Source organism: Ardenticatena maritima (assembly GCF_001306175.1).
GTDB lineage: Bacteria > Chloroflexota > Anaerolineae > Ardenticatenales > Ardenticatenaceae > Ardenticatena > Ardenticatena maritima.
On the sequence record NZ_LGKN01000004.1, the window covers coordinates 415911 to 442616 of the forward strand.

Here is a 26706-nt window from a genome sequence, read left to right on the forward strand (position 1 = left end):
TCATATTTACAAATTCAAACTTTATCATATCTCTCGTTGCAGGAGCGCCCGTCCGCGCCGACGCTCCGCGCCCAGCAATTCCAGAAACCGCCGATGCAAACGCGCCCGTTCCGCCACAGGGTCGCGCCCCTCCAACGGAATGCGTCCCGCCGCCATCACGCTATGCCCGCCCGCTGAACCACGAGCCCCCACTGCTCGACGCACCAGTTGCCCCGCCCGCAATTCCGGCGACGACGTGCGGACCGAAATCGCAAGCGTTTCATCAAACTGACCAATCACGATTGACCAATTGATGCCTTCGAGCCGCAAGAACATGTCCGCCAATTCCGAGATGATATCGGGGCGGTGCACAATGTGTACATCCACGATGATGATATCGCCATAGATGGTTGCACTGTGCAGTGCATCCGCCAGCACCTGAAAGTAGCGCCGCGGCAGCGGTGCGCGTTCAATCTGCGCCACAATGCGCTGCTCAACATACTGATGCAAATGCAAGTACATTTCGGCGTCCGCCTGCGTCGCCCCGCGCGCCAAACCCAGGGTGTCTGTCTTGATGCCGTAGAAAAGCGCCGTCGCCACGCGATGCTCCCACGCCACGCCCGCCTGTTGCAGATACTCCGCCACAATCGTGGACGTTGCCCCATACGAAGGGCGCACGTCATGCAGGGGAACAGCGCTGGTCAAACGCACCCGCGGATGGTGGTCAATCACCACATCGGGAAGCAACGCCTCGTCGGTGAGGTTGTTGCCCACGCCCGGCTGGCAATCCACCAGCACAATGCCATCATACGCGGCAACATCGTCCCGTTCGACGCGTTTCATGCGCAAGCGCAACGCCCGCACCATCGCCTGGTTCTCTGCACGCCCCAACACCCCCCCATACCCAATCGTCACCCGTTGCCCTTTCTGCCGAAAATGGCGCAACAACACCGCCATGCCAAACGCCGCACCAATGGCGTCCGGGTCGGGGTCGTTATGAGTAAGCACGAGCCAATTGCGCTTCTCGTGAAAAAGGGCGACAAGATGCTCAATCTGTTTTGACATGGTCGGCATAGGCACACTCCACGTTTTCTGCTGGTCTCATGCCGCCATTCTATCACGCCCGAAAGGGACTACAAGAGCCAGTCCAGGCGCAAACTTGTCAATGTCAAAAGTGCTCCTACTATCCTCGCCAACCAGACGAGACAGACCTTGGCATTTATGTCATCCAAGCGACTCACACGCCAACTGATTGGAATCGCCTTCTACGCCTGCGTGCTGGCGTTGCTTGTCATTGGCACGCGCGCCACTTGGGACGCCACCCAGGAACGCTGGCGCGGCGTTGTGCGTGGTGAACCCCCGCCACTCCGTCCCGACACCAGCGCCGCCACGCCGTGGGGCACAACAACCGCTCTGCACACCGTCCCGCTCGATGCCATTCCCGCCATGCTCGACGACCTGCACCAGATGGGCATCGGCTGGATTCGTCAGCCCATGCCCTGGGCGCAGGTGGAACCCCAACCGGGGCGGTTTGCATGGCAACGCTGGGACGCCATTGTCGAAGCAGCGCAAGCCCGCGGCATCGCTGTGCTCTTTGTGCTCAATGAAGCGCCACGCTGGGCGCGTCCCTCCGCCCCCGATTGGCCGACCGCCCCACCTGACGACTTCGCCGATTTCGCCACGTTCGCCCAGACCGTGGCGGCACGCTACGCCGACGCGCCCGTGGCGTTCCAAATCTGGGACCAACCCAACGTGCGCCCACACTGGGGCGACGCCTTCATTGACCCCGCCGCTTACACGGAAATGCTGACGCGCACCGCCGCCGCCATTCGCGACGCAAACCCGACAGCCACCATCGTGCTGGCGGCGCTTGCCCCCAACGGCGAAGCCGGCGGCTACAACATGAGCGAAGTCCGCTTTCTCGAAGGCGTCTATGCCGCCGGCGGTGCGGATGCGTTCGACGTGGTGGCGCTCAAAGCCTACGGCTTCTGGACCGGTCCCGAAGACCGCCGCGTGGATGAGCATGTGCTCAACTGGTCGCGCATGGTGCTGGTGCGCGAAACGATGGAAGCGCACGGCGACACCGCCACCCCCGCCTGGTTCGTCGAAGGGGGGTGGGCTGCTCTGCCCGAAAACTGGCAAGGCGCACCGCCCCCGTGGGGCAGCGACACCCCCGCCATCCAAAGCGACCGCCTGCAACGCGCCATCGCCCGCACGCGCCTGGAATGGCCGTGGGTGCAACGCCTGGGGCTTTTCTTCTACCAACCCGACGCCCCACCCACCGACCCCGTCTGGGGGCTTGCCCTGCGCGACGCCAACGGTGCGCCCACACCGCTGGGCGACGCCTGGGCAGACGTGATTGCCGCCAACGCCCACCTCACACCGGGGCGCTGGCTTCCCGGTCGTTGGCCGCTTTCCGAACCCAACGCCAATTCGCTCGAATTTGCAGCGCGCGGCTCGCACCTGTTGGGCGTCTGGGGGACGCCCCCCACCCAAACCGTCACCATCGAAACCCCAACCGACCGCATCACCCTGACGCCCAAAGCCGGTACAAACCACCTCGCCACTCTCTCGCCAGAGACGCCCCACCCTGTGCGGCTGGTTGGCACGCCACCCGCCACCCTGCTGGTGACCTACACGCCGCCCATCTGGCGCTGGTGGCTCGCCGCCACCCTGCCCGCACTCTTGGCGCTCGTCGTCAGCGTGCGGCTCACTCACTTGCTCTGGCGGCTGCCCTGGGCGGAATGGCACACCCGCTACCGCGCCCTGCCCGAATCGGCACAGCGCGGCATCTTCGCGGTGGTGCTGGCGGGCTTCTGGCTTCTGCCCGCCCATCCCGTGCTCAGCGCCATTGGCTACGCCGTCGTCTGGCTCTTCGTCTGGGCGCGCCCCGACCTGGCGCTCGCGGCAACGTTGCTCACCCTGCCCTTTTTCCTTTGGGGGAAAGCCTTCGGCCTGCTGCGCTTTTCGATCCCCGAACTGCTGACCGTGGCGCTTGTCTCTGTCTGGGTGTTGCAAACGGTGCGCCGCCTGGCGGCAAAAGGCGAACCGTGGGAAACCTGGCTCGCCGCGCTCTTCCGCCCCCGCGACGCACTCGACTGGGCGGTGCTGGTGTTCGCCCTCTTCGGCACGCTCTCGGTGGCATGGGCGCAAAACAAGGGCGCCGCCACCAACGAGTGGCGCGTGGTGGTCATCGAACCCGCCGCCTTCTACTGGCTGGTGCGCCGCATGGGGCTTTCGCGTGAAGAAATGGCGCGGCTGGCGGACGCCTTCGTGCTGGGGGGCGTGTTCGTGGCGCTGTACGCCCTGTGGCAAGCCGCACAAGGCGACGTCGTCGCAGCGGAAGGTGTTTGGCGGGTGCGCGGTCCTTACGGTTCTCCCAACAACCTCTCGCTCTACCTGGGACGCGTGGTGGCGTTCGTGCTGGGAATGCTGGTCGTGGACTACCACCGCCGCACGGATGAAGCCGGATTGCTGCGCGCGCGTCGGTGGTGGTACGCCCTGGCACTGGTGCCGCTGGGCACAGCCCTCTTTCTCACCTTCTCGCGCGGGGCGTGGCTGCTGGGGGTACCTGCCGCGCTGCTTTTCCTGGCGCTCGCTTCGGGCAAACGGGCGCGCCTGATGGCGCTGGCAGGCATTGGTGTGGCGGTGCTCGCCCTTCTGCCCTTTGCCGACACACCCCGCATCCGCAGCGCGTTCGACCTCTCACAGGGCACGTGGTACATGCGCCGCCTGCTCTGGCAAGCCAGCCTCGACATGTTGCGCGACTATCGGCTCAGCGGCATCGGGCTCGACAATTTCCTCTACGTCTATCCGGCGTATCGCTACAAAGCCGCCTGGCGTGAACCCAACCTCAGCCACCCGCACAACATTCTGTTGCACTGGTGGCTTGCGCTGGGGATGATGGGCGTGGTATTGCTGGTGTGGCAACAAGTGGCGTTTTGGCGGCGCGTCTGGCGCACACGCCGCACGCCCAAACCGTTCGAGCAGGCGCTGGTCTGGGGGTGCGCGGCGCTCATGGTGGATACGCTGGCGCACGGGCTGATTGACAACTCCTACTTTCTGGTGGACCTGGCTTTCATCTGGATGTGGGCGCTGGCGGTTGTCGGCTGGGTGGACGAGCGGCGGTGAAGGGCATTCTGGCTACTTGCCACCATCACCCCCCTTTTTTACAATGCGCCCACCAACCACCAACGCCCAAGGCTCAAGGAGGAGACCCATGCGCTTCCCCGAATACGACCAACTGGACGCCCTCGCTCTCGCCGACCTGGTTCACCGTGGTGAAATCACCCCGCTGGAATTGGTGGACGCGGCCATTGAGCGCATCGAAGCCCGCAACCCCGCCATCAACGCCGTGGTGCACACCATGTTCGAGCGCGCCCGCGAAACCGCCCAAAAGCCGCTCCCCGAAGGACCGTTCAAGGGTGTGCCCTTCCTGCTGAAAGACCTCATGTCGCTTTACGCGGGCGAACCCCTCACGTACGGCTCGCGCTTTCTGAAAGATTGGCGTCCCACGATTGATAGCGAACTCGTCAAACGCTATCGCGCCGCGGGCGTGATTGTGCTGGGCAAAACCAACACGCCCGAACTGGGGCTCGTCCCCTACACCGAGCCCGAACTGTTTGGACCAACTCGCAACCCGTGGGATACCTCGCGCACGCCGGGGGGCAGTAGCGGGGGGTCTGGTGCGGCGGTTGCCGCGCGCATGGTGCCCATGGCGGGCGGCGGCGACGGCGGCGGCTCGATTCGCATTCCCGCTTCTTGTTGTGGGCTGTTTGGGCTGAAGCCCACACGGGGGCGCACGCCACTCGGACCGCTGATTGGCGAATCGTGGGAAGGCTTCAACATTGAACACGTGCTCACCCGCTCCGTGCGCGACAGCGCCGCCATGCTCGACGCCATCGCCGGGCCAGACGTAGGCGCGCCCTACTTCGCGCCGCCGCCCGAACGCCCCTTCCTTGAAGAAGTCGGGCGCGACCCTGGACGCTTGCGCATTGCCATCACCACTACCCCCTTCATGGGGCACGACGTCCATGAAGATTGCAAACGCGCCGTCGCCGAAACCGCCCGTTTGCTGGAAGATTTGGGGCATATTGTGGAAGAAGCCGCGCCCCAGGTGGACGGTGAAGCGCTCTCGGTTGCGTTCCTGACCATGCTTACGGGGCAAGTTGCCGCCGACATCCAAGACCTTGCCGAACTTTCCGGGCGCACACCGCGCCGTGAAGATTTTGAAATTGCAACCTGGACGTTGGGCTTATTGGGGCGGGCGGTAAACGCCGAAGAGTATGTGCGGGCTGTGCGCTACATGCAGAGTACAGCCCGGCGGGTGGGCGCATTCTTTGAACAGTATGACATTCTCGTGACGCCCACACTCGCGCAGCCGCCTGTCCCCATCGGCTCACTCCAACCCACTGCGCTGGAAAAACAACTCATGAACATTGCCAGCCGTCTGCGCCTCGTCGGATTGCTGAAAAAAGTCGGCATGGTGGAACAGGTTGCCGCCAAAACGTTCGACTTCATTCCGTACACACCACTCTTCAACATCACAGGGCAACCCGCCATGTCGGTACCGCTCTATTGGAACGCCGAGAACTTGCCCATTGGCGTCCAATTTGTTGGGCGCTTTGCCGATGAAGCCACGCTCTTCCGCCTGGCCAGCCAATTGGAGCAAGCCCGCCCCTGGCAACACAAAATGCCGCCGCTGGTAGCCTCCCAAACAGAATAAACACTGGTGCAACACGAAACCGCCTCCCAACATGGGGAGGCGGTTTGCGTTCAAAGTCGTGTGCGCCCAGATATGATTCGGCTTGGATGACTTTTGCCGTTTATGCCGCCTGGCTTTTATGCATCGGCATACCACACCTTGCGAATCAACACCACTGTTGCGATGAGTGGAGCCAAGCCCAGCGGAACGGTCGCAATGATGTATTTGGCGGCTTTGGGCATCGTGTGGCGCACTGTGTAAACCACAACAAGCGGATAGACAACGAAAATAAGCAAAAACAAGATTGAAAGTTCGGGCATGCCAATCATGCAAAAGTCCTCCTTAGAGATGTTTAGAGCTGTGGCATATCCTCGTGCAAAATTATTCTAACAAACCTTTCCTCTTCTGTATAGGTACACGTGTACTCAATTCATGAGTACATTTGTACTCATTGCTTTTTTGAAAATTCTAACTATTCACATGCACCATCTTCTTCTCACTTTCCCCACCACAATAAAAAACCGCCTCCCAACAGAGGAAGGCGGTGGTTTTCTTTCCCCACTATGAAACAATAAAACACGTCTAAAGTCCCCAGCGGACCGGATCGAACACATCGTCTTGGAATATCACCTCCCTTGTCCGCCTGCTTCCATAGAGGCGATATCCCTCAACTGGGCATCGCTTCAGTCGAACGGCCTCATCTAACGATGTCGAGTAAAAACAAACTTTGAAACTTCTGTAAAGAATAACCAACTTATACCCAAGAGTAAAAATGAAGGGGTTTTCATTTGAACCACAATACGATACGCACCATACATTTGCGAGCCTGCCAGCCAGTGGAATACTTCTTCAAATATTCGTAGGCTTTGTATTTTGAAAGAGAAGTAAACAAAAAAATGAAAAAGCGCAACACTTCCCAAAATAATTGGTGCTCTCACGGTATGAGCATAAAATAGCCGTATGTACCAATATCCAATCAGCCCCATCCACAATACTACCCAGTAAATCCATGATTTCCACCAGAATATTGTTGGGAAAAATGGCCAAGGGCCTCCCTGTTCGTGAGAAATCCAAGGCCATCGTAATTCCGTCCATAAACTTAGGAGCCATACGCCAATAGCCGCTACTGTTACAAAAAGAGTAGGAGATTTACTCCACCGCATTCATAGCCTCCTCTGCCTTATGTGATGATGGGAACCACGACATCGCTGCACAAGAGCCCTGGTAAATACAAAGGAAGAGATCCCATTGAGATCCACCACGCTGTAATGTGACTAAAGAATTACCTGCCTGGAATCCAGTAAATTCCGTTGTCGTATTTACATACATATCCCATGGTACAAAAAATGAATAAACTACATAGTTTCAGGCGAAAGATCGCGGTAATCACTTCTTGCTCATTCATTTATATGCAAAAAATTATTCTAACAAACCTTTCCTCTTCTGCATAGGTACACGTGTACTCAATTCATGAGTACATTTGTACTCATTGCTTTTTGAAAATTCTAACTATTCACATGCACCATTTTCTTCTCACTTTCCCCACCACAATAAAAAACCGCCTCCCAACAGAGGAAGGCGGTTTGCGTTTAAAACGCTGTGCACTCAGGCTTCCTGCACGACCGGCTCCATCACCCACAAGCCATACTCGACGCTATCGGCAAGCGCCTGCCACGACGCTTCAATAATATTGCCGGAGCATCCCACCGTCGTCCAGAGGCGACTGCCACACCGCGTATCAATCAACACACGGGTGGTGGCGGCCGTGCCATTGTTGCCGTCCAAAATGCGCACTTTGTAGTCGCTCAACTCGAACGAATCCACTTGCGGGTAGAATGGGCGCAATGCCTTGCGCAGCGCCGCGTCCAATGCGTTGACGGGACCGTTGCCCTCGGCGGCGGTGTGCACCACTTCATCGCCCACACGCACTTTGACGCTCGCCTCGGCCAGTAAGCCGCGCCCTTCACGGTTCTCTACAACGGTGAAGAAGTCCACCAATTCAAACGGTGGGCGGTAATCGGGCATGGAACGGCGTACCAACAACGCCACCGACGCTTCGGCGGATTCAAACGAGAAGCCCTGCGCTTCCAACTCCTTGATACGGCGCACAATGCGGCGGGCGTGCTCTTTGTCCAGCGTTTCGGGCAAGCCCAATTCGCCTGCTTTGTAAAGGATGTTGCCCTTGCCCGCCAGTTCCGAAACCAGCACGCGCGTGCGGTTCCCCACCAATTCCGGCTCGATATGCTGATAACTCTCGCGGCATTTGACTGTCGCGTCGGCGTGCAACCCCGCTTTGTGCGCAAAGGCGCTTTGCCCCACGTAGGGCTGGTGGGTGTCGTGCGCCAGGTTGCAAATTTCGGCAACCGTGCGAGAGACATCGGTCAAGCGGCGCAACTGGTCATCCGTCACGCAATCAATGCCCATTTTGAGTTTCAGGTTGGCAATGGTGGAAATCAAATTGCAATTCCCCACACGCTCACCATAGCCGTTGATCGTGCCCTGCACATGTGTAGCGCCCGCACGCACCGCCGCCAACGCATTCGCCACCCCCACATCGGCGTCGTTGTGCGTGTGAATGCCAATGCGCACCGGCACGGCTTCCACGACCGCCCGCGTCATGGCTTCGATATCCCAGGGCATGGTGCCGCCGTTCGTATCGCAGAGCACCACCGTCTCCGCGCCATTCTCGGCGGCCGCCTGCAACGTCGCCAGCGCATAGGCGGGGTCAGCGCGGTAGCCGTCGAAAAAGTGTTCGGCGTCGTAAATCACGCGCCGCCCGTGCGCTACCAGGTAGCGCACAGTCTCGCCAATCATGCGCAAATTCTCTTCCAGCGAGACGCGCAGCACTTCATGCACATGCAACGTCCACGTCTTGCCGACGATCGTGACAACCTCGGTTTCGGCGTCAAGCAAGGCTTGCAAATTGGGGTCGTCTTCGGGGGCAAGACCGGCGCGCCCCGTATAACTGAACGCGCACACTTTCGCCGTGCGCAACGGCAACTCGCGGACACGTCGAAAATACTCGGCATCCTTGGGGTTTGAACCAGGCCACCCACCTTCGATGTAGTGCACGCCCAAATCATCCAGCAAGCGCGTAATTCGCAGTTTATCATCCACCGAAAGAGAAATACCTTCGCGCTGTGTGCCGTCTCGAAGGGTGGTGTCGTACAATTCTACAAACATGGTAGCACTCCTGCACCAGTTGAAGATTGGGCTTCTCCCAATCTCGGATTGTCAAACGAGCCGTTTCATGCAGAAGGCGCCTTTGCCCGTTCTTTGAGCCGTGCCACCACCGCCGCGCCCATCTCGCTTGTTGAAACGACTTCCTCGCCCTGGCGGGCAATGTCCGCGGTGCGATAGCCGTCCGCCAACACCTGCGCCACGGCGGCTTCCACAGCATCGGCTTCTTGCGCAAGGTGGAGCGAGTAGCGCAACAGCATGGCGGCGCTGAGAATGGTCGCCAGCGGATTGGCGATGTTGCGCCCGGCAATATCGGGTGCTGAACCGTGGATTGGTTCATATACGCCGCACGTGCCTTCACCCAGCGAGGCGCTTGGCAACAAGCCCAACGAGCCGCTGAGCATCGAAGCCTCGTCCGTGATGATGTCGCCAAACATGTTGCCGGTGACAATCACGTCGAAATCGCGTGGGCGGCGGAGCAGGTGCATGGTCGCGGCGTCAATCAGCATGTGTTCCAGCGTCACGTCGGGGAATTCTTCACGCATGACGCGCGTGGTCACCTGCCGCCAGAGCCGCGAAGAAGCCAGCACATTGGCTTTGTCCAGGCTGGTGAGCCGCCCACGGCGTTGGCGTGCCAGTTGCGCCGCCAAACGCACAATGCGCTCAATTTCAGGCGCCGTGTAGAGCATGGTGTCGTACGCCACGCCGTTGGTCGGTTCCAGACGCGGACCAAAATAGATACCGCCTGTGAGTTCACGAATCACCAGAATATCAGCCCCTTCCACAATCTCCGGGCGAAGGGGCGAGGCGTCCAGCAATTGGGGAAAAATGGTCACAGGGCGCAAGTTGGCAAACAAGCCCAGTTCTTTGCGCAGGCGCAACAAGCCTTGTTCAGGGCGTACAGGGGCTTCGGGCGGCCATTGGGGACCGCCAACAGCGCCCAACAACACCGCATCGGCGCGGCGGCACGCTTCCAGGGTTTCATCAGGCAGGGGCGAACCGGTGGCATCAATCGCCGCACCGCCTGCAAGATGTTCTTCAAAAGTGAACGTATGCCCAAACGTTTCGGCTACGGCTTGCAAAACGCGCACAGCCTCGCGCGTCACTTCGGGACCAATGCCATCTCCGGGGAGAACAACGATTGTTGCATTCATGGCAAAAGCCGTCTCGCTTTCGTTGGTTGTTTGATTCAAGGTCTGCCGTTCACAGCGGGAGACAGGAAGCGGGGCAACCACTTGCTCACCCGGTTCCAGCCTCCCACTGCGCATTGACACCGCGGGGGCGATGAAGGATACAGGTCATCAGCCTCCCTTTCCACGCGTTTTCCACACCGTTGGCGTTGTTGTCAACACCTATCCACAACGTTATTCACAATGAAAACGGCGTTATCCACATTCAGCCGTAGTAGGCTTGCAGCATGTCGCTGGCGTATGTTTCGTCGGTCGGCTTCTTCGGTTCGCTCTTCGGTTTCTTCACGTCGGTCTTTTGTGCCGCCATCGTTCCACTCCTTTCGGCATACACGTCAACAGGTCAACACAACAGGTACAGCAAACGAGGGTACGCCCCCGCGGTGTCCCTACGGCTCAGGAAACGGCGCTTTCGCGCGCTTTCAGGTATTCGAGATAGCCCCCCGCTTCGCGCACTTTGAGCGCAAAGTCGGGCAAGGGGGCGAATGTGAGCGTTTGCCCGGTGCGGGTGTTGGTCAGCGTGCCGGCGCGCAAATCCACCACCGCCTCATCGCCCGTCTCGAAGGCGTCAGCGGCGCCGGGCACTTCCAGCGCCAAAAAGCCGTTGTTGATGGCGTTGCGGTAGAAAATGTTGGCGTAATTGTCGGCAATCACCAGCGCCACACCCGCCGCCTGCAACGCCCACACGGCATGCTCGCGGCTACTGCCGGTGCCGAAGTTCTTGCCCGCAATCAGGATGTCGCCCGGTTGCACTTTCTTGGGAAACTCAGGGTCCAGGTCTTCCATGGCGTGCAAGCCCAGGTATTCGGGATCATCGCTGGTGAGATAGCGCGCCGGGATGATTTCGTCGGTGTTGATGTGGTCGCGGCGATAGACATGCACGCGACCGCGAATTGTTGCGCTCATTGGTGGTTGCCTCCTCATGCGCTCAGTTGGGTTGCGGTTTCAGTCAGGAATTCGCGCGGGTCGGTGATTTCGCCGGCCACAGCGCTGGCGGCCACAACCGCCGGGCTTGCCAGGTAAATCTGCGCCGACGGGTGCCCCATGCGGCCGGTGAAGTTGCGGTTGGTGGACGAGATACACACATCATCCGGACCGAGGACGCCGGTGTGCATGCCCAGGCACGCCCCGCACGAGGGGTACGAAACGGTTGCGCCGGCTTCCACAAAGACTTCAATCAAGCCCTCGCGCAACGCCTGCTTGTAGATGGCTTGTGTGGCCGGAACAACAATCATGCGCACATGGTCGGCAATGCGCCGCCCACGCAAGATGTTCGCCGCAATGCGCAGGTCGCTGATGCGCCCATTCGTGCAACTGCCCAGGTAGGCCTGGTCAATGCGAATGCCCCGCGCGTCGCTGATGGGGTGCCCATTGCCGGGGCGGTTGGGGAACGCCACCACCGGTTCCAACTCGCTCAGGTTGACCTCGATGCGTTCGGCGTAGTGAGCGTCGGGGTCGGGTTCAAAGATGCGCCAGCGCTCTTCAGGCGTCCCTTTTTCACGCAAGTAGGCTTGCGTCACGTCGTCGGCGGCGACGATGCCCGTCATGCCGCCGGCTTCCACCGCCATGTTGGTCAGGGTGAAGCGCTCTTCCATGGAGAGCGTCGCCATACCGGGACCGCCCCACTCCATCGCCATGGAGCGCGCGCCGTCGTCGCCAATGCGGCGGATGACTTCGAGGATGATGTCTTTGGCATAGACGCCCGGCTGCAACTCGCCCACCAGGTCAATACGCAAGGTTTCAGGCACTTTCAGCCAGAAGGTGCCGGCGTAAATCGCGCCCGCCAGGTCGGTTGAACCGACGCCTGTGGCAAACATGCCCAGCGCGCCGGCGTTGGGCGTATGCGAATCGCCCGAGACCACCACTTCACCCGGCGCAGGCAAGCCGCTCGCTTCAAACACGGTATGCGCGATGCCGCCGCGCCCCACATCGTACCAGTGCTTGATGCCATGCTTCTGCACCCACGCTTTCAGGCGCTGATACAGCCGCGCCGAGGCAATATCCTTGGCGGGCACCGTGTGGTCGGGCACGGCTACCACCCGCTCAGGGTTCCACACGCGGTCCATGTCGCGCTCTTCAAGCATGCGAATGGCGACCGGCGTGGTGATTTCATGCGCCAGCACCCAATCCACGGGCACTTCCAGCAATTCACCGGGGCGCACCACATCACGCCCAACTTTGGCTGCCAAAATCTTTTCGGCCAGAGTCATCGGTTGCGTCATTGGTTCATTCCCTCACTCGTTGACATTCGGTTGATTCAAGCGGTTGTTTCTTCAGCCTTGATGACGACTTCGGCTTGGGCGTCGCTTTGCGCCGCCAGCAGTTTGTTCAACGCCTGCACGTAGGCTTTGGCGCTCGCGACGATGATGTCCGTATCCACGCCACGCCCGATGTAGACGCTACTGCGTGAACCGGTTTGCGGGTTGACGCGCTCGCTCCCCTCACCGCCGCGAATGCGCACGGTCACATCGCCCACAGCGTCAATCCCTTCGGTCACGCTTTGCACGCTGTATTCGAGCAGGTTGTTGGGCACGCGCACAATTTCGCGAATAGCGCGGTAGCACGCATCCACGGGACCTGTGCCGATAGCGGTGGCGGTCTGTTCCCGCCCCTCTTCATCGCGCAGGGTGACGGTAGCGGTGGGAATGTTGGAATTTCCCGCCAGCACCTGCACGCGCACCAACTGCCACGTTTCTTTGGGCTGGTAGAGTTGGTCGCCCACCAGCGCCATGATGTCGGCGTCGGTGACGTACTTCTTCTTGTCGGCCAGTTCCTTGAAACGGCGGAACGCTTCGTTCAACTGCTCCTTGTTCAAGTGGAAGCCCAACTGTTCCAGGCGCACACGGAAAGCGTGGCGTCCGCTGTGTTTGCCCAGCACCAGGCGGCTTTCGGGCACGCCCACCGTCGCGGCGTCCATGATTTCGTAGGTGCGCTTGTGCTTCAACATGCCGTCCTGGTGGATACCCGCTTCGTGGGCAAACGCGTTCGCGCCCACAATGGCCTTGTTCGGCTGAACGACAATGCCGGTGTAGCGGCTTACCATGTCGCTCGTGCGGTAAATTTCCTGCGTGACGATATTGGTGCGCAGGTTGAAGTAATCGCGGCGCACGTAGAGCGCCATGACAACTTCTTCCAGTGAACAGTTGCCCGCGCGTTCACCAATCCCGTTGATGGTACATTCCACCTGGCGCGCCCCCGCTTTGACACCAGCCAGCGCATTGGCGACCGCCAGCCCCAAGTCGTTGTGCGTGTGCACCGAGATGATGACTTCCCCCCGCTCGACTTTGGGTTTCAGGCCGGGGGTGTTTTCGATAATGCCGGCAATCAACGCGCCAAATTCTTCCGGCACGGTGTAGCCGACCGTGTCGGGGATGTTGAGCGTGGTTGCGCCCGCTTCAACCGCCGCCGCCAGCACTTCATACAAGAAGCGCGGGTCGCTCCGTCCGGCGTCTTCGGGTGAAAATTCCACGTCGTCGCAAAATTGCTTGGCAAAGGCCACCATTTCGCGCGTGGTGGCGACGACTTCTTCGCGCGTCATGCGCAGTTTGTACTGCAAGTGAATGTCGCTGGTGGCGATGAAGGTGTGAATGCGCGGTTTTGCGGCGTGGCGCACCGCTTCCCACGCTTTGCTGATATCGTCACGGTTGGCGCGCGCCAAGCCGGCGATGATGGGACCGTCGGGCGTGCCCACGGTGCGGGCAATCGCGGCAACGGCTTCCAGGTCGCCGGGGGAAGCGGCGGGGAAGCCGGCTTCGATGACGTCCACATTCAAACGCGCCAACTGTTTCGCGATTTCGATTTTTTCGTGTGTGTGCAGCGTTGCACCCGGTGATTGCTCGCCATCGCGCAAGGTCGTATCGAAAATGCGGACAACGTCAGATTCGATTGAAATAGTCGGTTGCTGGCTCATGGGGTTGTGCTCCTTTCCTGTTCAACTTGGTTTTGGGTGAACTTGCATGCCGACGGTGACCCAAAAGGCCAGAAAGGTCATCTTCGCGCATGGCACCACCCCCTTTCGCCAGAATCTCTTGGCATCTGAGAACTCCTTGCTCTTTCTTCACACCGGGTCGGTCAAAGTCCTTGCGTCACCCTCACGGGCACGCTGTACGGCATGGGATCGCGGGTTTCTTTGAGCAAGTGGCGCAAGACGCCCGGCGAGGTGGTAATCGGCGTATCCAACTCGCGCTCGACGCGCTCGATGATGGTGCGCATCATCGCCACGGCTTCCACCGGGTAGCATCCGGTCGCTGTCTCGCCGGAGAGCATGACGGCGGTTGTGCCATCCATCACGGCGTTGGCGACATCGCTCACCTCGGCGCGGGTTGGGCGCGGGTGGTGTTCCATGCTCGCCAGCATTTGCGTCGCCGTGACGACGGGCTTGCCCGCACGGTTGCACCGCCGAATGATACGCTTTTGCACCAGGGGCACCTCTTCGGGGGGCAGTTCCAGCCCCAGGTCGCCGCGCGCCACCATCACCCCATCCGCCGCGGCGATGATGTCATCGAGATGTTCAACGGCTTCGCGCGTTTCGATTTTCGCCATGAGACGCGGCGTCGCGCGCCCTTGGCAGACCGTCGTCAACGCCGCGCGCGCCTGCTCAATATCGCTCGCCGAACGGACGAACGAAACCGCAACCCACTCAACCCCCAGCGAGACGGCAAACGCCATGTCGCGCAGGTCTTTGGCGCTCAGGGCGCTTGCGTGTTGGTGCTGTCGCCCTGGGGGCAAGGTCAAGCCCTTGTGCGAGGTCAGGTGGCCGCCGGTGCGCACCCGGCAGACCACCCGCTCATCGTCGCACGCTTCCACCGTCAACGCGATGAGGCCGTCGTCCAACAGAAGCGTATCGCCCGGCGCAACATCCAGGCTGACACCGGGGACGGGGATATCGCAAGGCACGTGGTCGGCGTGCGCCGAAAGCACCACTGCTTGCCCCGGCTGCAAATCAAGCCCACGCCCCACATCGCCAATCCGCACTTTCGCGCCCTGCAAATCTGCCAACAACAGGACGCGCCGCCCCTCCGCCTCTGCGGCGGCGCGCACACGGGCGGCCATTTCCGCATGAGTCTCATGCGTGCCATGCGAGAAGTTGAGCCGCGCCACATCCATGCCGGCCGCAACCATGCGACGCAAGGTCTCGTGTGTCCAGCATGCGGGACCGATGGTGGCAATAATTTGCGTTTTGCGTGAAGACCTCATCGCGTTTCCCCTTCCAAGGTTGGTTTTATTGCTGTTCGGTTTCGGGCACGGGTTCCGGTTCGATTTCCACCGGCTTGACAAAGGGCATCATGCGGCGCAAGCGGCGCCCCACTTCTTCGATGGGGTGGCGCTGTTCTTCGGCGCGGCGCTTGTAGAAGGTCGGGCGCCCCTGGGCGTTTTCTTCAATCCACTGCTCGGCAAACGCGCCGCTCTGAATGTCGGCGAGCAGTTGCTTCATCGCTGCGCGGCTCTGCTCGTTGATGACACGCTTGCCGGCGTGGTAGTCGCCGTATTCGGCCGTATCACTCACCGAGTAGCGCATGTACGACAGCCCACCCTGGTAGAACAAATCCACGATGAGTTTGAGTTCGTGCAAGCACTCGAAGTAGGCCACTTCGGGCTGGTAGCCGGCTTCCACCAGCGTCTCGAACCCGGCTTTGATCAACTCCGCCACGCCGCCGCACAACACGGCTTGCTCGCCGAAAAGGTCGGTTTCGGTTTCCTCGGCGAATGTGGTTTCGATGACGCCGGCGCGGGTGCACCCGATGGCTTTGGCATAGGCGAGGGCGTCTTCCTTGGCGTGCCCCGTCGCATCCTGATAGACCGCCATCAACGCCGGCGTGCCTACGCCTTCGACGTAGAGTTCGCGCACACGGTGGCCGGGCGCTTTGGGGGCGACCATGCTCACGTCCACGCCCTCAGGCGGCACAATCTGCCCGTAGCGAATGTTGAAACCGTGCGCGAACATGAGCGTGTTGCCCGGCTGCAAGTTGGGCTTGATGTCGCGCTGGTAGACTTCGGCTTGCTTCGTGTCGGGAATCAGCACCATGACGATGTCCGCTTCGGCGACGGCTTGCGCCACAGGCACCACACGCACTCCGTCGGCTTCGGCTTTCTGCCAACTGCGGCTGCCTTCATACAGCCCCACACGCACGTCAACGCCGCTATCGCGCAGATTGAGGGCGTGCGCATGCCCCTGGCTTCCGTAGCCCAACACGGCGACTTTGCGCCCTTCCAAACGTTTGATGTCGGCGTCCTGGTCGTAGTAAATCGTTGCCATTCCTGCAATCCTCCTGTTTGATCGAAAAGTTTTGTTGGTTGTTGCTTACAAAATAGTGAATTGGTGAGCAGGCTCGCTTGAACCGCGCGCCATCGCCACCAATCCGGTACGCATCATTTCCAAAATGCCGTAGGGGCGCAGCCCCTCGATGAACGACTGCACTTCATCCTCTTCGCCCGTCAGTTCCAGAATCATGCTGTCGGCGGAAATATCGGCGACTTTGGCTTGAAACGCTTCCGCCAGGCGCAGCAGGTCGGCGTGGGTTTCACTGTCGGAGCGCACCTTGACCAGCACCAGGTCGCGCTGGACGGCGGGGCGGTGTGTCAGGTCTTCCACGTCAATCACGTTGATGAGTTTGAGCAGATTGCGCTGGACCATCGACGCGTCGGTTTTGGACGCATCCACCACGATTGTCATGCGCGAGACGGCGGGGTCTTCGGTTTCGCCCACCGTCAGGCTGATGATGTTGAAGTTGCGGCGGCGGAAGAGGCTCGCCACGCGGTTCAGCACGCCGGGCTTGTTTTCGACACGAGCAACGAGAACGTGTTTCATGAGTGCACCTCCGTGCGTTCGTTCGCCAGCGGGCGGCGAATCATGTTGTGCAAATCGGCGCCGGACGGCACCATGGGATAGACCATCTCCTCGCGCTCAACCACAAAGTCAATCAGCGCGGGACCATCTACCGCGCGCGCGGCTTCGATGGTGGGCAAAACGTCTTCGCGCCGTTCCACGCGGAAGGCGGGGATACCGTAGGCTTCAGCCAGTTTGACGAAATCGGGGTTGACCAGTGGGGTGGCGTTGTAGCGCCGCCCGTAGAAGATTTCCTGCCACTGGCGCACCATGCCCAGATAGCCGTTGTTGATGATGGCGATACGCACACGGCGCTTTTCCTGCACGGCGGTCGCCAATTCGCACAGCGTCATCTGGAAGCCGCCGTCGCCAACAACCGCCCAAATCTCCTCATCGGGGCGCGCGAACGAAGCGCCGATGGCCGCCGGCAACGCAAAGCCCATCGTCCCCAAACCGCCGCTGGTGATGAGTGAGAAGGGGCGTTCGTGGTGGTAGTACTGCGCTTCCCACATTTGGTGTTGCCCGACGTCCGTCACCACGGTGGCTTGCCCATGCGTGGCTTTCCAGAGGTCGTGGATGACGTGCACCGCCCAGAGTTTGTCGCCGCTCTCCACGTTCAAGATGTCGCGGCGGCGGGTGTCTTCGCGCCATTCATCAATGCGCGCCAACCAGGCCGAGCGGTCGCGTGGTTCGACATGGGGGAGCAGATGTTGCAGCACTTCGCGCAAGTCGCCGATGATACCCACGTCCACTTTGACGTTCTTGTTGAGTTCGGTGGGGTCAATTTCGATGTGGATTTTGCGGGCTTTGGGGGCATACGTTTTGACATTGCCGGTCACGCGGTCGTCAAAGCGCATGCCGAACGCCAACAGCAGGTCGGCTTCTTGAATCGCCTGGTTGACGTAGGCTTCACCATGCATCCCCATCATGCCCAGGCAGAGCGGGTGCGAGGCGGGGAAGTTCCCCAACCCCAGCAAAGTTTGCGCCACGGGGATTTGGGCTTTTTCAGCGAATTCGCGCAGTTCGCGCATGGCGTTGCTCATCAACACACCATGCCCGGCCAGAATCACGGGGCGTTCCGCCGAGTTGATGAGTTTGATGGCTTGCTCAAACTGCTCCGGTGGAATCACTGTTTCGGGGCGATACCCCGGCAAGCGAATTTCGCTTTCGTCGGGGAAGACAAATTCAGTCGTGGCGTTCTGCACATCTTTGGGAATGTCAATCAGCACCGGCCCGGGGCGACCAGAACGGGCAATGTGGAAGGCTTCGCGGATGATGTAGGCGAGGTCGCGCACGTCGGTCACAAGGTAATTGTGCTTGGTGACGGGGAGCGTGACGCCGGTCACGTCGGTTTCCTGGAAGGCGTCGGAGCCAATCGCTGAGGTGGGCACCTGTCCGGTGATGCACACGATGGGCACAGAGTCCATCATGGCGGTCGCCAAACCGGTGACCATGTTGGTCGCGCCGGGGCCGCTGGTTGCCATGGCCACCCCCACCTTGCCGCTGGCGCGGGCGTATCCATCAGCGGCGTGGGTTGCGCCCTGTTCATGTCGCACCAGCACGTGGTGGATTTGGGGGTATTTGCTCAGGGCATCGTAGGTAGGCAAAATGGCGCCGCCCGGATAACCAAAGACCACTTCCACGCCTTCGCGGATGAGACATTCCCAAATGATTTCTGCGCCTGTGAGTTGCATACCATCTACTCCTTTTCAGGTTGGTGAACCAAACAAAAACGCCCGCCAACATGCTCCCCCCGTTGGGATGCTGTGGCGGGCATCAACGCCCTTTCCGAAACGACTTCACAAACAATCAGGGCCTCCCGCGTTGGGGAGGCCCTGTCGTGACCTTGTGCGTGTGTGCCGCTACCATCCGGTGCTCGCGGCCTTCCCAACGCGGGCTGGCTCCTTGCCAATAATAATGACAAGGAGCGAAAGAAGGACGACAAGCACCAGGTTGAGAAGGACGAGCGGCACAAACATGTGAACTGCTCCTGCTCGGTTTTCGTTTCGTTGCGAGCACTATAACAAAAAGCACAAACCAGTGTCAAGGGGGTATGGCACCAAATGGCACGAAGACTACCCGCATGGGTACTACCTCTATCCCTTTTTACCACGCCCTGCCGGCGGTGCATATTCGCGCCTCTGGCGCGATTCGATAGAATGCTCGCGCCATAGCAGAGAGAGGAGTGCCGTTTGATGCGATACATGCGCCGAATCAATCAAACATGGGTTTCGTGGGTGAGCGTGCTGGTTCTTCTGGCGCTGTTGGGGCTGGCAGTGCCCGGCATCGGCTACACGCACGACGGGTATTTTCATGCGTACCGCATTTTGGGCTTGCGTGAAGCGCTGACACAGGGCGTATGGTATCCGCGCTTTTTCCCAGAGTTTTCGTTTGGATATGGGTTTCCGGTGCTGCACTACTACGCGCCGCTGGCGTATTACGTGGGGGTGCTCCCCTTGCTGGTCGGGCGCGGGGCGGCGCTGGCGCTCGATTTCTCGTTTGCCGTTGCGGTGGTGCTGGCGGCGTGGAGCATGGGGTGGCTGGTGTGGCGGCTCTGGCGGCATCAAACGGCGGCGCTGCTAGCCGCGCTGACGTACACGTATTTGCCGTATCACCTGGCGGATATTTACCAACGGGGGGCGCTGGCTGAAACATGGGCGTTTGTGTGGTGGCCGTTATTGCTAGGCGCAGTGTGGGAACACCGCCTGGTGTTGCTCGCCATAAGCACCGCTGGCCTTCTCTTGACGCATAACCTGTCGGTCCTGCTCATTCTTCCGGTGATTGGGTTGTGGATGCTGGCGCTGGCCATACAAGAGCGAAAAGTCGTCTGGCGGCGATGGGCGCAATTGATCGGTGCGGCGCTGGTCGGCAGTGGGGTCGCGGCGTTTTATTGGATGCCCGCCCTGTTGGAGATGAAGTGGGTACGTGTTGGGCATGAACGCGGTAGTATTGATCCGACAGAATTTCTCGCTCCACTCCACCAACTCTCTCAACTGGAACCCAAGATTTTTTTGAAGGGGATTTTCTTCCACCCGGTCCAAATGCTTCTGCTGGGGAGCGTGCTTGTGTTGCTGGTGCTCTTCTGGGCGCACCTGCGCCACCGCCTGCTGGTGGGGGTGATGGCGGGCGTCTTGCTCATCACCTACGTGTTGCAAACGCCTTGGGCTGCGCCGCTTTGGCGCATGGTCGCGCCACTCCAATGGCTTCAATTCCCCTGGCGCTGGATGGGGATTGCGGTCTTGTGCATCGCGTTTTTGGTGGGGGCTGTCAGCACAATCAACCGGCGCATGGTGCACGTCGTCATGAGCGGGTTAGTAGGCCTGCTGATCGCCACCATGCTTCCTACGACACTTATCGAACGAACGGCGCTCGACACATACCGCTACCCTCAAGAGATGTGGCGCATTGACCAAGTGTTTCACAGTGTCGGCGCAACATGGAAGCAAGAATTTCTCCCGCTCTGGGTACGCGTGCCACCCGATGAGTTGTACCAATCCGGCCCCGCCCGCCCACAAACCGAAAGCCCCATCCGCACCGCACGTCTGCTCTCGGCGGCGTCCAACACCATTCGCCTGGCAGTTGAAACTGGCGGCGAAGCGACGCTCTCACTGCATCAATTCTACATGCCCCATTGGCGCGCCCTGCGCAATGAGACGGAGCCACTCGAAACCTTTCCCTTGGGCGATTTAGGGCTGGTGGCAACCCGTCTGCCCGCCGGCACACAGACGCTGACGCTGGCATGGGGTGCTACGTCAACGGTGCGGCTGGCAACATGGGTCTCGCTGGTGACAACGCTTGGGGGGCTTCTGTGGCTCTGGCGCAAACAGCGCCGTTCTGTGCTGGTAACGTTGGTCGCGGGGGGGCTTTTCGCGGCTAGCGTGTGGGGATACCACGCATCCCACCACGTCGAGGTCATTCCCATCAACGCAACGTTTGCCGAGCGAGGGTGGCTTTTGGGGTGGCAACCGCAATCGCAATCTGTTGAAGCCGGGCGTCCCTTTCACCTGACGCTGTTTTGGCTCAATCGGCGCACAATGCCCACAGACTACAACATCTTCATTCACATCACGCGTCCGGGCGAAGGCGTCCCTGTCGCCCAATATGACGGCTACCCCAACAGCGGCTTGACCCCAACAACGCGCTGGGAAGCGGGGGAAATTGTCATCTCGCGCGAAGTTGTTGATCTTCCTGAAACATTGTCGCCTGGCATATACGATGTGTGGGCTGGCATGTATGATTGGCGCACGCTGGAACGCTGGCCGGTTGTCGGGCGCGAAGATGGACGCATCTACCTGGGAACGATTGAGATACGCAAATGAGACGTGCGCCACGTCAAAAAGTGGGAGGCGCTTTTGCGCCCCCCACTTCATGGCATTCACTCCTCTGTTTCAGACACCCGGCCACTGCTTACGGGGCATCTTGCCCACTCCAAACAAGGCGTTCAGCAAGCGCAGGCAAGGCGTCATACATCTCTCCATCCACTTGCATCGTAATCTGCCACCCTTTTTCAAACCAATTCAGCACACCATAAACACGCTCTTCCCCGTCTATACGAAGAATTTCCTTGGCACGCCATGCCGGCTTGCCCCGCACCTCCACGGGTCCCTGCATCACAATTTCCCCCGTGACACCAGGCACCCCCGAAGTATCAATCGCTATCTCGCCAGGGCGAAGGGCATCTTCCTCGGACGGGAAAAGTTGTATGGTGAGATGATGGCGGCTGTCAACAGATTCATACGAAAGAAAATACCCCCCATCCGTTTGTATAATGAGCGTCTTGAGAACATACGTGTTTTCATCGGGCCACACCAGGATTGACTCGTCAAGCGCCGCCAATTGCGCCCGTGCTTCTTCACCAACCAGAACGATATTCTCCTCATCTGCTGTTATGCGGAAAAAGGCGGCTAGCACAGCCACAAGCAATCCCGCAAGCACAAAAATGAAAGCTTTTTGTTTTGTGAACATGCTTGTACCTCCATAAGCGTTCATTGAAGGGAAGAGACGTTGCATAAAATACCCCCAAAACAGTTTGACAAATACAACCAGCTTTTACCCAGGCAGTATAACAACCCGAAATACGCTTGTATAGGTACACGCGTACTCAATTTGTGAGTACATTTGTACTCATGCAGGTTTTCAAATTATACCCAAACTACAAGCAACCTGTACCACCCCGTTCTCGCCCGGAAGACGCCGGCGATATCTGGGCTTTTTGGCATGAGTGGCTACAATAGCCCCCGGAGGTGCCGCCATGCCACACGAATCACACATCGCTCAACGCATCATCGAAAGCCCCATAGGGCAAATTGCCATCCGCGCCACCCCGCGCGGCCTGACGGCTGTACGCATTGGCACAACAGAATCCGCACCCATCCCACCTTTCCCCACCGCAGCCGCCATCCTTGAAGAAGCCGCCGCCCAACTGCACGCCTACTTTGCCGGCAACCGCCGCACATTCGACCTCCCCATTGACTGGCAGACGCTCAACCTCACGCCCTTTCAACGCCGCGTCCTCGAAGCCGTTCAACGTGTGCCGTGGGGAGCAGTCACCCGCTACGCCACGCTGGCGGAATCCATCGGACGACCGGGAGGCGCGCAAGCCGTGGGGCAAGCCCTGGCACGCAACCCGCTGCTGATTGTCATTCCATGCCATCGCGTGGTGGGACCACGCAACGAATTACGCGGTTACGCAGGCGGCATTGAAGCCAAAATCTGGCTGTTGCAGCATGAAGGGGTGCTACTCGGATAACATCATGGAGGAAACGAACGATGAAGATTTACACCAAAACGGGCGACGAAGGCAAAACCGGTCTTTTTGGCGGGCAACGTGTCAGCAAAGACGCCCCCCGTGTGGAAGCCTATGGCACGGTGGACGAACTCAACGCCATCCTCGGTGTTGTTGCCACCATGCTAGACGACCCCCATCTGCTCGAACGCGTGCGCCACATCCAAGCCGACCTCTTCGTGTTGGGCGCTGACCTTGCCACGCCCGCCGACGCAGGCAAAGCCGCTGCGTGGGTGCCACGGCTCACCGCCGCAGACATCCAACGCCTGGAAATCTGGATTGACGAAGCCGAAGCCGAACTCGAACCGATGAAAACGTTCATCCTGCCGGGGGGAACCCCCGCCGCCGCCCAACTCCACCTGGCACGCACCGTCTGTCGCCGCGCCGAGCGCCGCGTTGTCTCGCTGGAACACTTTGAACCCATCACACCTGAAGTGCGCATCTACCTCAACCGCCTGAGCGACTTGCTCTTTGTCTGGGCGCGGCTCGTCAACCAGCGGGCAGGCGTCCAAGATATTCCCTGGACGCCCCCAACTTCTAAACAATAATCCCCATCTGGCGCGAGGGGCGTCCGCCGAACAGCCGCCAATTCACGGGCACACGCTTCTTGGACCGTGTGAAGCGGTCCCAATAGAGCACATAGCCGTTGTCGCGCCCGAATTCGTACAACCGGCGGGTAACGTCCACATCTTGCATGCAGTAATCGCGGATAAGGTCAATGCGCCCCTCGCGCCACCATTGCAACGCCTGCAACCCATCCGCCGATTTGCGAATGCCCAGCGTGTTGTACGCCAGCGAATCCAGTTTGACGCGGAAGCCCAGGCGGCGGTGAATATCATCCAGCATGTCGAGCGTGCGGCGCGGGCGCACCGGTCGCCCCAGAACGCCAGCCAGCACCAAATAGTCGAAACGCAGCACATTGAAGCCCACAACAACATCCGCTGTTTCCAGTGCCTGCACCAATTGCGGCACTTCGTGCGCATGATAGACGTGGAACGCGCGATCAGCGTAATCGTAAGTCACCGCCAGCGAAACCCCCAGGCGGGCGATATGCTCGCGCCCTCCCACTTCATCAAAACTGCGTTGCGTCTCCAAATCAAACACGACAATCCGTTGCGTCATGAGCGGCTCTCCTTCCACAGGTGTGAGATAGCGCGAGTATAGCAGAGAGGCGCGACGGGTGAAGCCGCGGCGGGAGATGAAAAAAGAGGGCGCGCGCCCTCTTGTCCGGCTTACTCTTCCCCTTGCGCCCGCTCCTCTTCCAACAAGCGGTCGCGCTCGGGGTCCCACGGATAGACAATCCAGTCGTCGGTCTCCATCACGTAGTAATCGGGCTTTTGCCCTGGGAATTTGTTGTGCGCGGGCTTGAAGTGAATAACGGCCACATCGGCTTCGCCACCCGCCTTGCGGATACGGTCACGCACCGCCACTGCGGTCTTCCCGCTATCCCACACGTCATCCACCACCAAAATGCGCTTGCCCACCAGCAGCGCATCGCTGGGAAACTGCAAGAAAACCGGCTCATCCAGCGTTTGCCCCACATCGGTGTAGAACATGACCGCCGCCGTGAGCACGTTGCGCAAGTCCAGCAACTCACTCACCAGACACCCTGGAATCATGCCGCCGCGTGTAATCGCCAGGACGGCGTCGTAGCGGCTGGGGTCAATTTGCTTGACGAGTTCACGCGTCAGTTCTTCAATGCGCTCCCACGAATGAAAATCTTTTTTCATGAGTGTGTGCCTCCCCCACAAAGTTGGTGTTCAGACAATACCACAAAGCCCCATTTTGGGAGAAATGCCTCAGCCCTGCGCCGCCACGCCAAAGTAGTGCGCCAGCACTTCGCGCACCATCGGCGCCGCCACACCCGACCCCTCGCCGGCGTTTTCCGCCATCGCCACCACCGCAATCTCAGGCGTGGGGGCGGGGGCGTAAGCCGCAAACCAGGCATGCGGCGCCACGCCAGGCGCTTCGGCGGTGCCCGTCTTGCCCGCCACGGGCACGGGAAACTCGCGGAAAATGTGGCTGGCGGTGCCGCGCGGCGGCTGTGTCACGCGCAACAAGGCGTCGCGAATGGCTTGCAGGTATTCAGGCGCAAGGTCGAGTGTGCCATCCACCTGCGGCTCAAAAGTCAACGGCGGGCGCTCTCCTGTGGGGTCTTCCGCAGAGACGATGATTTGCGGGCGATAGAGCGTGCCGCCGTTGGCAATAGCCGCCATCATGCGGGCAATTTGCAAGGGTGTTGTCAGCAAGAAGCCTTGCCCAATCGCCATGTTCACACTATCCCCCGGCGTCCAGCCGACGCCTTGCACGCTCACCTTCCACTCGTTATCTGGCACCAGCCCAGCGCTCTCATCCAGTTCGACGCCGGTCAGCGCCCCCAACCCAAAACGCCGCGCATACGTTTGCAGCAAGTTGGGATCGCGGTTGTACGCCGCCAGCCCCACTTCGTAGAACACCACGTCGCACGATTCGACCAACCCGTTGGAAAGGTCAATCGTGCCATGCCCGCTGGACTTCCAGCAGTTCATGCGAATGCCCAGGCGGTCCCAATAGCCCGGGCAGTTGAAGGTGCTGGTGGTGGCAAACAATCCTTCTTGCAGGGCTGTCGCCATCGAGACAATTTTGAAGACGGAACCAGGCGGATATGCGCCCTGCGTGGCGCGGTTCAGCAATGGCTGGTCGGCTCGGTTGATGAAGGCAAGGCGCTGTTGGAGATCGAGCAGGTTGGACATGGCGTTGGGGTCAAACGTGGGGGCGCTGGCAAGCGCCAGGACGCGCCCCGTCTTGACATCCAGCACCACGACGGAGCCCCGTTTGCCGTCCAGAACGGCTTCGGCGACTTGTTGAAGCCCCACGTCAAGGCTGGTGTGCAGACTGAGGCTTTGCTGGGCGGGCACATCGGCGAGCGTCGCCACTTCTTGCCCCTCAGGGGTAAGGACCGCCAGGCGTCCCCCTTTTTTGCCCGCCAGCCACTCTTCAGCGGCTTTTTCAAGCCCCATTTTGCCCACAATGTCGTCTTCTTCGTAGCCGCGTTCCCCCAACGCCGCCAACTCCTCGCGGCTGATTGGTCCCACGTAGCCGAGCACGTGCGCCGCTGTGCTTCCTTGTGGGTACGAACGGGCGGCTTGCTCGCGGAAATCAAGCCCGGGAATGGCCGCCAGGGTGTCGTACTGTTCTTGAAACGTCTCAAAGGCAATTCGCCCCACAGGGATGAACCAATCAGGCGGCTGGTTCGCATACAACGCGGCAATATCGGCGGGGGCTTTGTTCAACAAAGCGCTGAGCACATTCAACATAGTCGGCTCATCCTGAATACGCCCAGGCACCACCCCCACCACAACAATCGCGCCCTGTGTGGCGAGGATATTGCGCTGGCGGTCGTAGATGACGCCGCGCGTCGAAGTGCGTTTGAAAAGGCGCAGGACGTTGCCCTCGCCCAGTTGGGGGATGATGGTGGCGGGCGTCCAACGAATGCGCCAGGTCTCGCCGACCAACGTCATCGGGAGACGTGGGCGCACCACCAAATCGCCCACCAGGCGCGTGCGATAGACGGCGTCGAAATCGGCGGCGGCGGTTGTCGCGTCCAGCCGCCCCGCCGCCACAAGCGTTGTCTCGAAGGCGTAAATGGTGGCTTCGTCAAAAAGTTGGCGGTAGGTTTGCACAAAATCATCGCGCGTGATACGCGCCTGGCTTTCATCGTCCAGCAAGGCGTACATGGTATCGAAATCATCCGCTTGCCACGCCGATAAAAACGTGCGGGCGATAGGTTCGGGCGATTCGGCGGGCGGGGTTGCCGAGGGGGTGGGCAACAATGCCGCTTGTTGCCGACATGCCGCAAGCAGAGCGGCGGCAACTCCCGATGGAACGAGTTTCAAGACAGCACGTCGCGTCAGTCGCATAGGTTCCTGGCTCGCATGGTGTGATTGTTGGTGGGCAAATTGTATGAAAGTGTCCAGTGGAAACAAAATTGGCGCTCAGCGCCGCTTTTCATGCTTTCATCTTATTTGGTATTTCCCCAGGCGGCGGCTAAGATGAACGCCCAACG

At 60.1% G+C, this 26706-nt stretch carries 21 protein-coding genes; 5 read left to right on the forward strand and 16 right to left on the reverse strand.

Translation table 11 applies throughout. The annotated features are described in order from the left end of the window. Nucleotides 1–24: 24 nt before the first annotated feature. The gene (locus SE16_RS06610) at nucleotides 25–1053 is read right to left on the reverse strand and encodes a DHH family phosphoesterase (RefSeq protein ID WP_060687394.1); all 1029 of its coding nucleotides are present in this window, start codon (nucleotides 1051–1053) and stop codon (nucleotides 25–27) included. 147 nt (nucleotides 1054–1200) lie between these two features. Here SE16_RS06610 and SE16_RS06615 point away from each other — a divergent pair, with 147 nt between their 5' ends. Beyond that, nucleotides 1201–4110: an O-antigen ligase family protein gene (locus SE16_RS06615; RefSeq protein ID WP_060687395.1), complete on the forward strand. Its 2910-nt coding sequence runs from the start codon at nucleotides 1201–1203 to the stop codon at nucleotides 4108–4110. Between the two features lie 88 nt (nucleotides 4111–4198). Continuing rightward, a complete protein-coding gene (locus SE16_RS06620) occupies nucleotides 4199–5704 on the forward strand; it encodes an amidase (protein WP_054493906.1) in 1506 nt (501 codons plus the stop codon). A 116-nt stretch (nucleotides 5705–5820) separates the two neighbouring features. Here the strand turns inward: SE16_RS06620 and SE16_RS06625 are convergent, their stop codons facing one another. From SE16_RS06625 to ilvB, 11 genes are all read right to left on the reverse strand, one after another. Continuing rightward, the gene (locus SE16_RS06625; RefSeq protein WP_054493905.1) at nucleotides 5821–6012 is read right to left on the reverse strand and encodes a hypothetical protein; all 192 of its coding nucleotides are present in this window, start codon (nucleotides 6010–6012) and stop codon (nucleotides 5821–5823) included. A 372-nt stretch (nucleotides 6013–6384) separates the two neighbouring features. Further along, on the reverse strand, nucleotides 6385–6846 hold the full coding sequence (locus SE16_RS15735) for a hypothetical protein (protein ID WP_152918200.1): 462 nt from the start codon (nucleotides 6844–6846) through the stop codon (nucleotides 6385–6387). A gap of 442 nt (nucleotides 6847–7288) precedes the next feature. Continuing rightward, a complete protein-coding gene (gene cimA, locus SE16_RS06630; RefSeq protein ID WP_054493904.1) occupies nucleotides 7289–8866 on the reverse strand; it encodes a citramalate synthase in 1578 nt (525 codons plus the stop codon). A gap of 65 nt (nucleotides 8867–8931) precedes the next feature. After that, nucleotides 8932–10017 carry a 3-isopropylmalate dehydrogenase gene (gene leuB, locus SE16_RS06635; protein ID WP_054493910.1) on the reverse strand — a complete coding sequence of 362 codons (1086 nt, stop codon included), beginning with the start codon at nucleotides 10015–10017 and terminating at the stop codon, nucleotides 8932–8934. Between the two features lie 429 nt (nucleotides 10018–10446). Next, nucleotides 10447–10956 (reverse strand): 3-isopropylmalate dehydratase small subunit, encoded by a 510-nt coding sequence (locus SE16_RS06640; RefSeq protein ID WP_054493903.1) that lies wholly within the window; start codon nucleotides 10954–10956, stop codon nucleotides 10447–10449. 14 nt (nucleotides 10957–10970) lie between these two features. Next, nucleotides 10971–12260, reverse strand: coding sequence for a 3-isopropylmalate dehydratase large subunit (locus SE16_RS06645; protein ID WP_054493909.1), 1290 nt, complete (start codon nucleotides 12258–12260; stop codon nucleotides 10971–10973). A 47-nt stretch (nucleotides 12261–12307) separates the two neighbouring features. Then, nucleotides 12308–13942: a 2-isopropylmalate synthase gene (locus SE16_RS06650; protein WP_054493908.1), complete on the reverse strand. Its 1635-nt coding sequence runs from the start codon at nucleotides 13940–13942 to the stop codon at nucleotides 12308–12310. Nucleotides 13943–14121: 179 nt separating this feature from the next. Then, nucleotides 14122–15246 (reverse strand): pyruvate kinase, encoded by a 1125-nt coding sequence (pyk, locus tag SE16_RS06655; protein ID WP_054493902.1) that lies wholly within the window; start codon nucleotides 15244–15246, stop codon nucleotides 14122–14124. A 25-nt stretch (nucleotides 15247–15271) separates the two neighbouring features. Next, nucleotides 15272–16306 (reverse strand): ketol-acid reductoisomerase, encoded by a 1035-nt coding sequence (gene ilvC, locus SE16_RS06660; protein ID WP_054493901.1) that lies wholly within the window; start codon nucleotides 16304–16306, stop codon nucleotides 15272–15274. Between the two features lie 45 nt (nucleotides 16307–16351). Beyond that, nucleotides 16352–16858, reverse strand: a complete 507-nt coding sequence (ilvN, locus tag SE16_RS06665; RefSeq protein ID WP_054493900.1) for an acetolactate synthase small subunit — start codon at nucleotides 16856–16858, stop codon at nucleotides 16352–16354. After that, nucleotides 16855–18570 (reverse strand): biosynthetic-type acetolactate synthase large subunit, encoded by a 1716-nt coding sequence (gene ilvB, locus SE16_RS06670; RefSeq protein WP_054493899.1) that lies wholly within the window; start codon nucleotides 18568–18570, stop codon nucleotides 16855–16857. The genes ilvN and ilvB overlap by 4 nt, the downstream gene beginning before the upstream one ends. A 501-nt stretch (nucleotides 18571–19071) precedes the next feature. Between ilvB and SE16_RS06675 the strand changes: the two genes are divergently transcribed. After that, nucleotides 19072–21195, forward strand: coding sequence for a hypothetical protein (locus SE16_RS06675; RefSeq protein WP_054493898.1), 2124 nt, complete (start codon nucleotides 19072–19074; stop codon nucleotides 21193–21195). 88 nt (nucleotides 21196–21283) lie between these two features. On the opposite strand, the gene SE16_RS06680 is transcribed toward SE16_RS06675, so the two are convergent. Further along, entirely contained in the window at nucleotides 21284–21841 is a 558-nt protein-coding gene (locus SE16_RS06680; RefSeq protein ID WP_054493897.1) for a hypothetical protein, read from the reverse strand. A 286-nt stretch (nucleotides 21842–22127) separates the two neighbouring features. Here SE16_RS06680 and SE16_RS06685 point away from each other — a divergent pair, with 286 nt between their 5' ends. Together SE16_RS06685 and SE16_RS06690 are read left to right on the forward strand one after the other, a co-directional pair. Beyond that, a complete protein-coding gene (locus SE16_RS06685; RefSeq protein ID WP_060687398.1) occupies nucleotides 22128–22625 on the forward strand; it encodes a methylated-DNA--[protein]-cysteine S-methyltransferase in 498 nt (165 codons plus the stop codon). Nucleotides 22626–22645: 20 nt separating this feature from the next. After that, on the forward strand, nucleotides 22646–23209 hold the full coding sequence (locus SE16_RS06690; protein ID WP_054493282.1) for a cob(I)yrinic acid a,c-diamide adenosyltransferase: 564 nt from the start codon (nucleotides 22646–22648) through the stop codon (nucleotides 23207–23209). Here the strand turns inward: SE16_RS06690 and SE16_RS06695 are convergent. The 3 genes from SE16_RS06695 to mrdA form a co-directional block, all read right to left on the reverse strand. Continuing rightward, complete coding sequence (locus SE16_RS06695; protein ID WP_054493283.1) at nucleotides 23199–23783, reverse strand: ribonuclease H-like domain-containing protein; 585 nt, start codon at nucleotides 23781–23783, stop codon at nucleotides 23199–23201. The two genes, SE16_RS06690 and SE16_RS06695, sit on opposite strands and share 11 nt — an antisense overlap. Nucleotides 23784–23893: 110 nt before the next feature. Continuing rightward, on the reverse strand, nucleotides 23894–24391 hold the full coding sequence (locus SE16_RS06700) for a phosphoribosyltransferase (RefSeq protein WP_054493284.1): 498 nt from the start codon (nucleotides 24389–24391) through the stop codon (nucleotides 23894–23896). A gap of 69 nt (nucleotides 24392–24460) precedes the next feature. Beyond that, nucleotides 24461–26560 (reverse strand): penicillin-binding protein 2, encoded by a 2100-nt coding sequence (gene mrdA, locus SE16_RS06705; RefSeq protein ID WP_060687400.1) that lies wholly within the window; start codon nucleotides 26558–26560, stop codon nucleotides 24461–24463. Nucleotides 26561–26706: the final 146 nt, after the last annotated feature.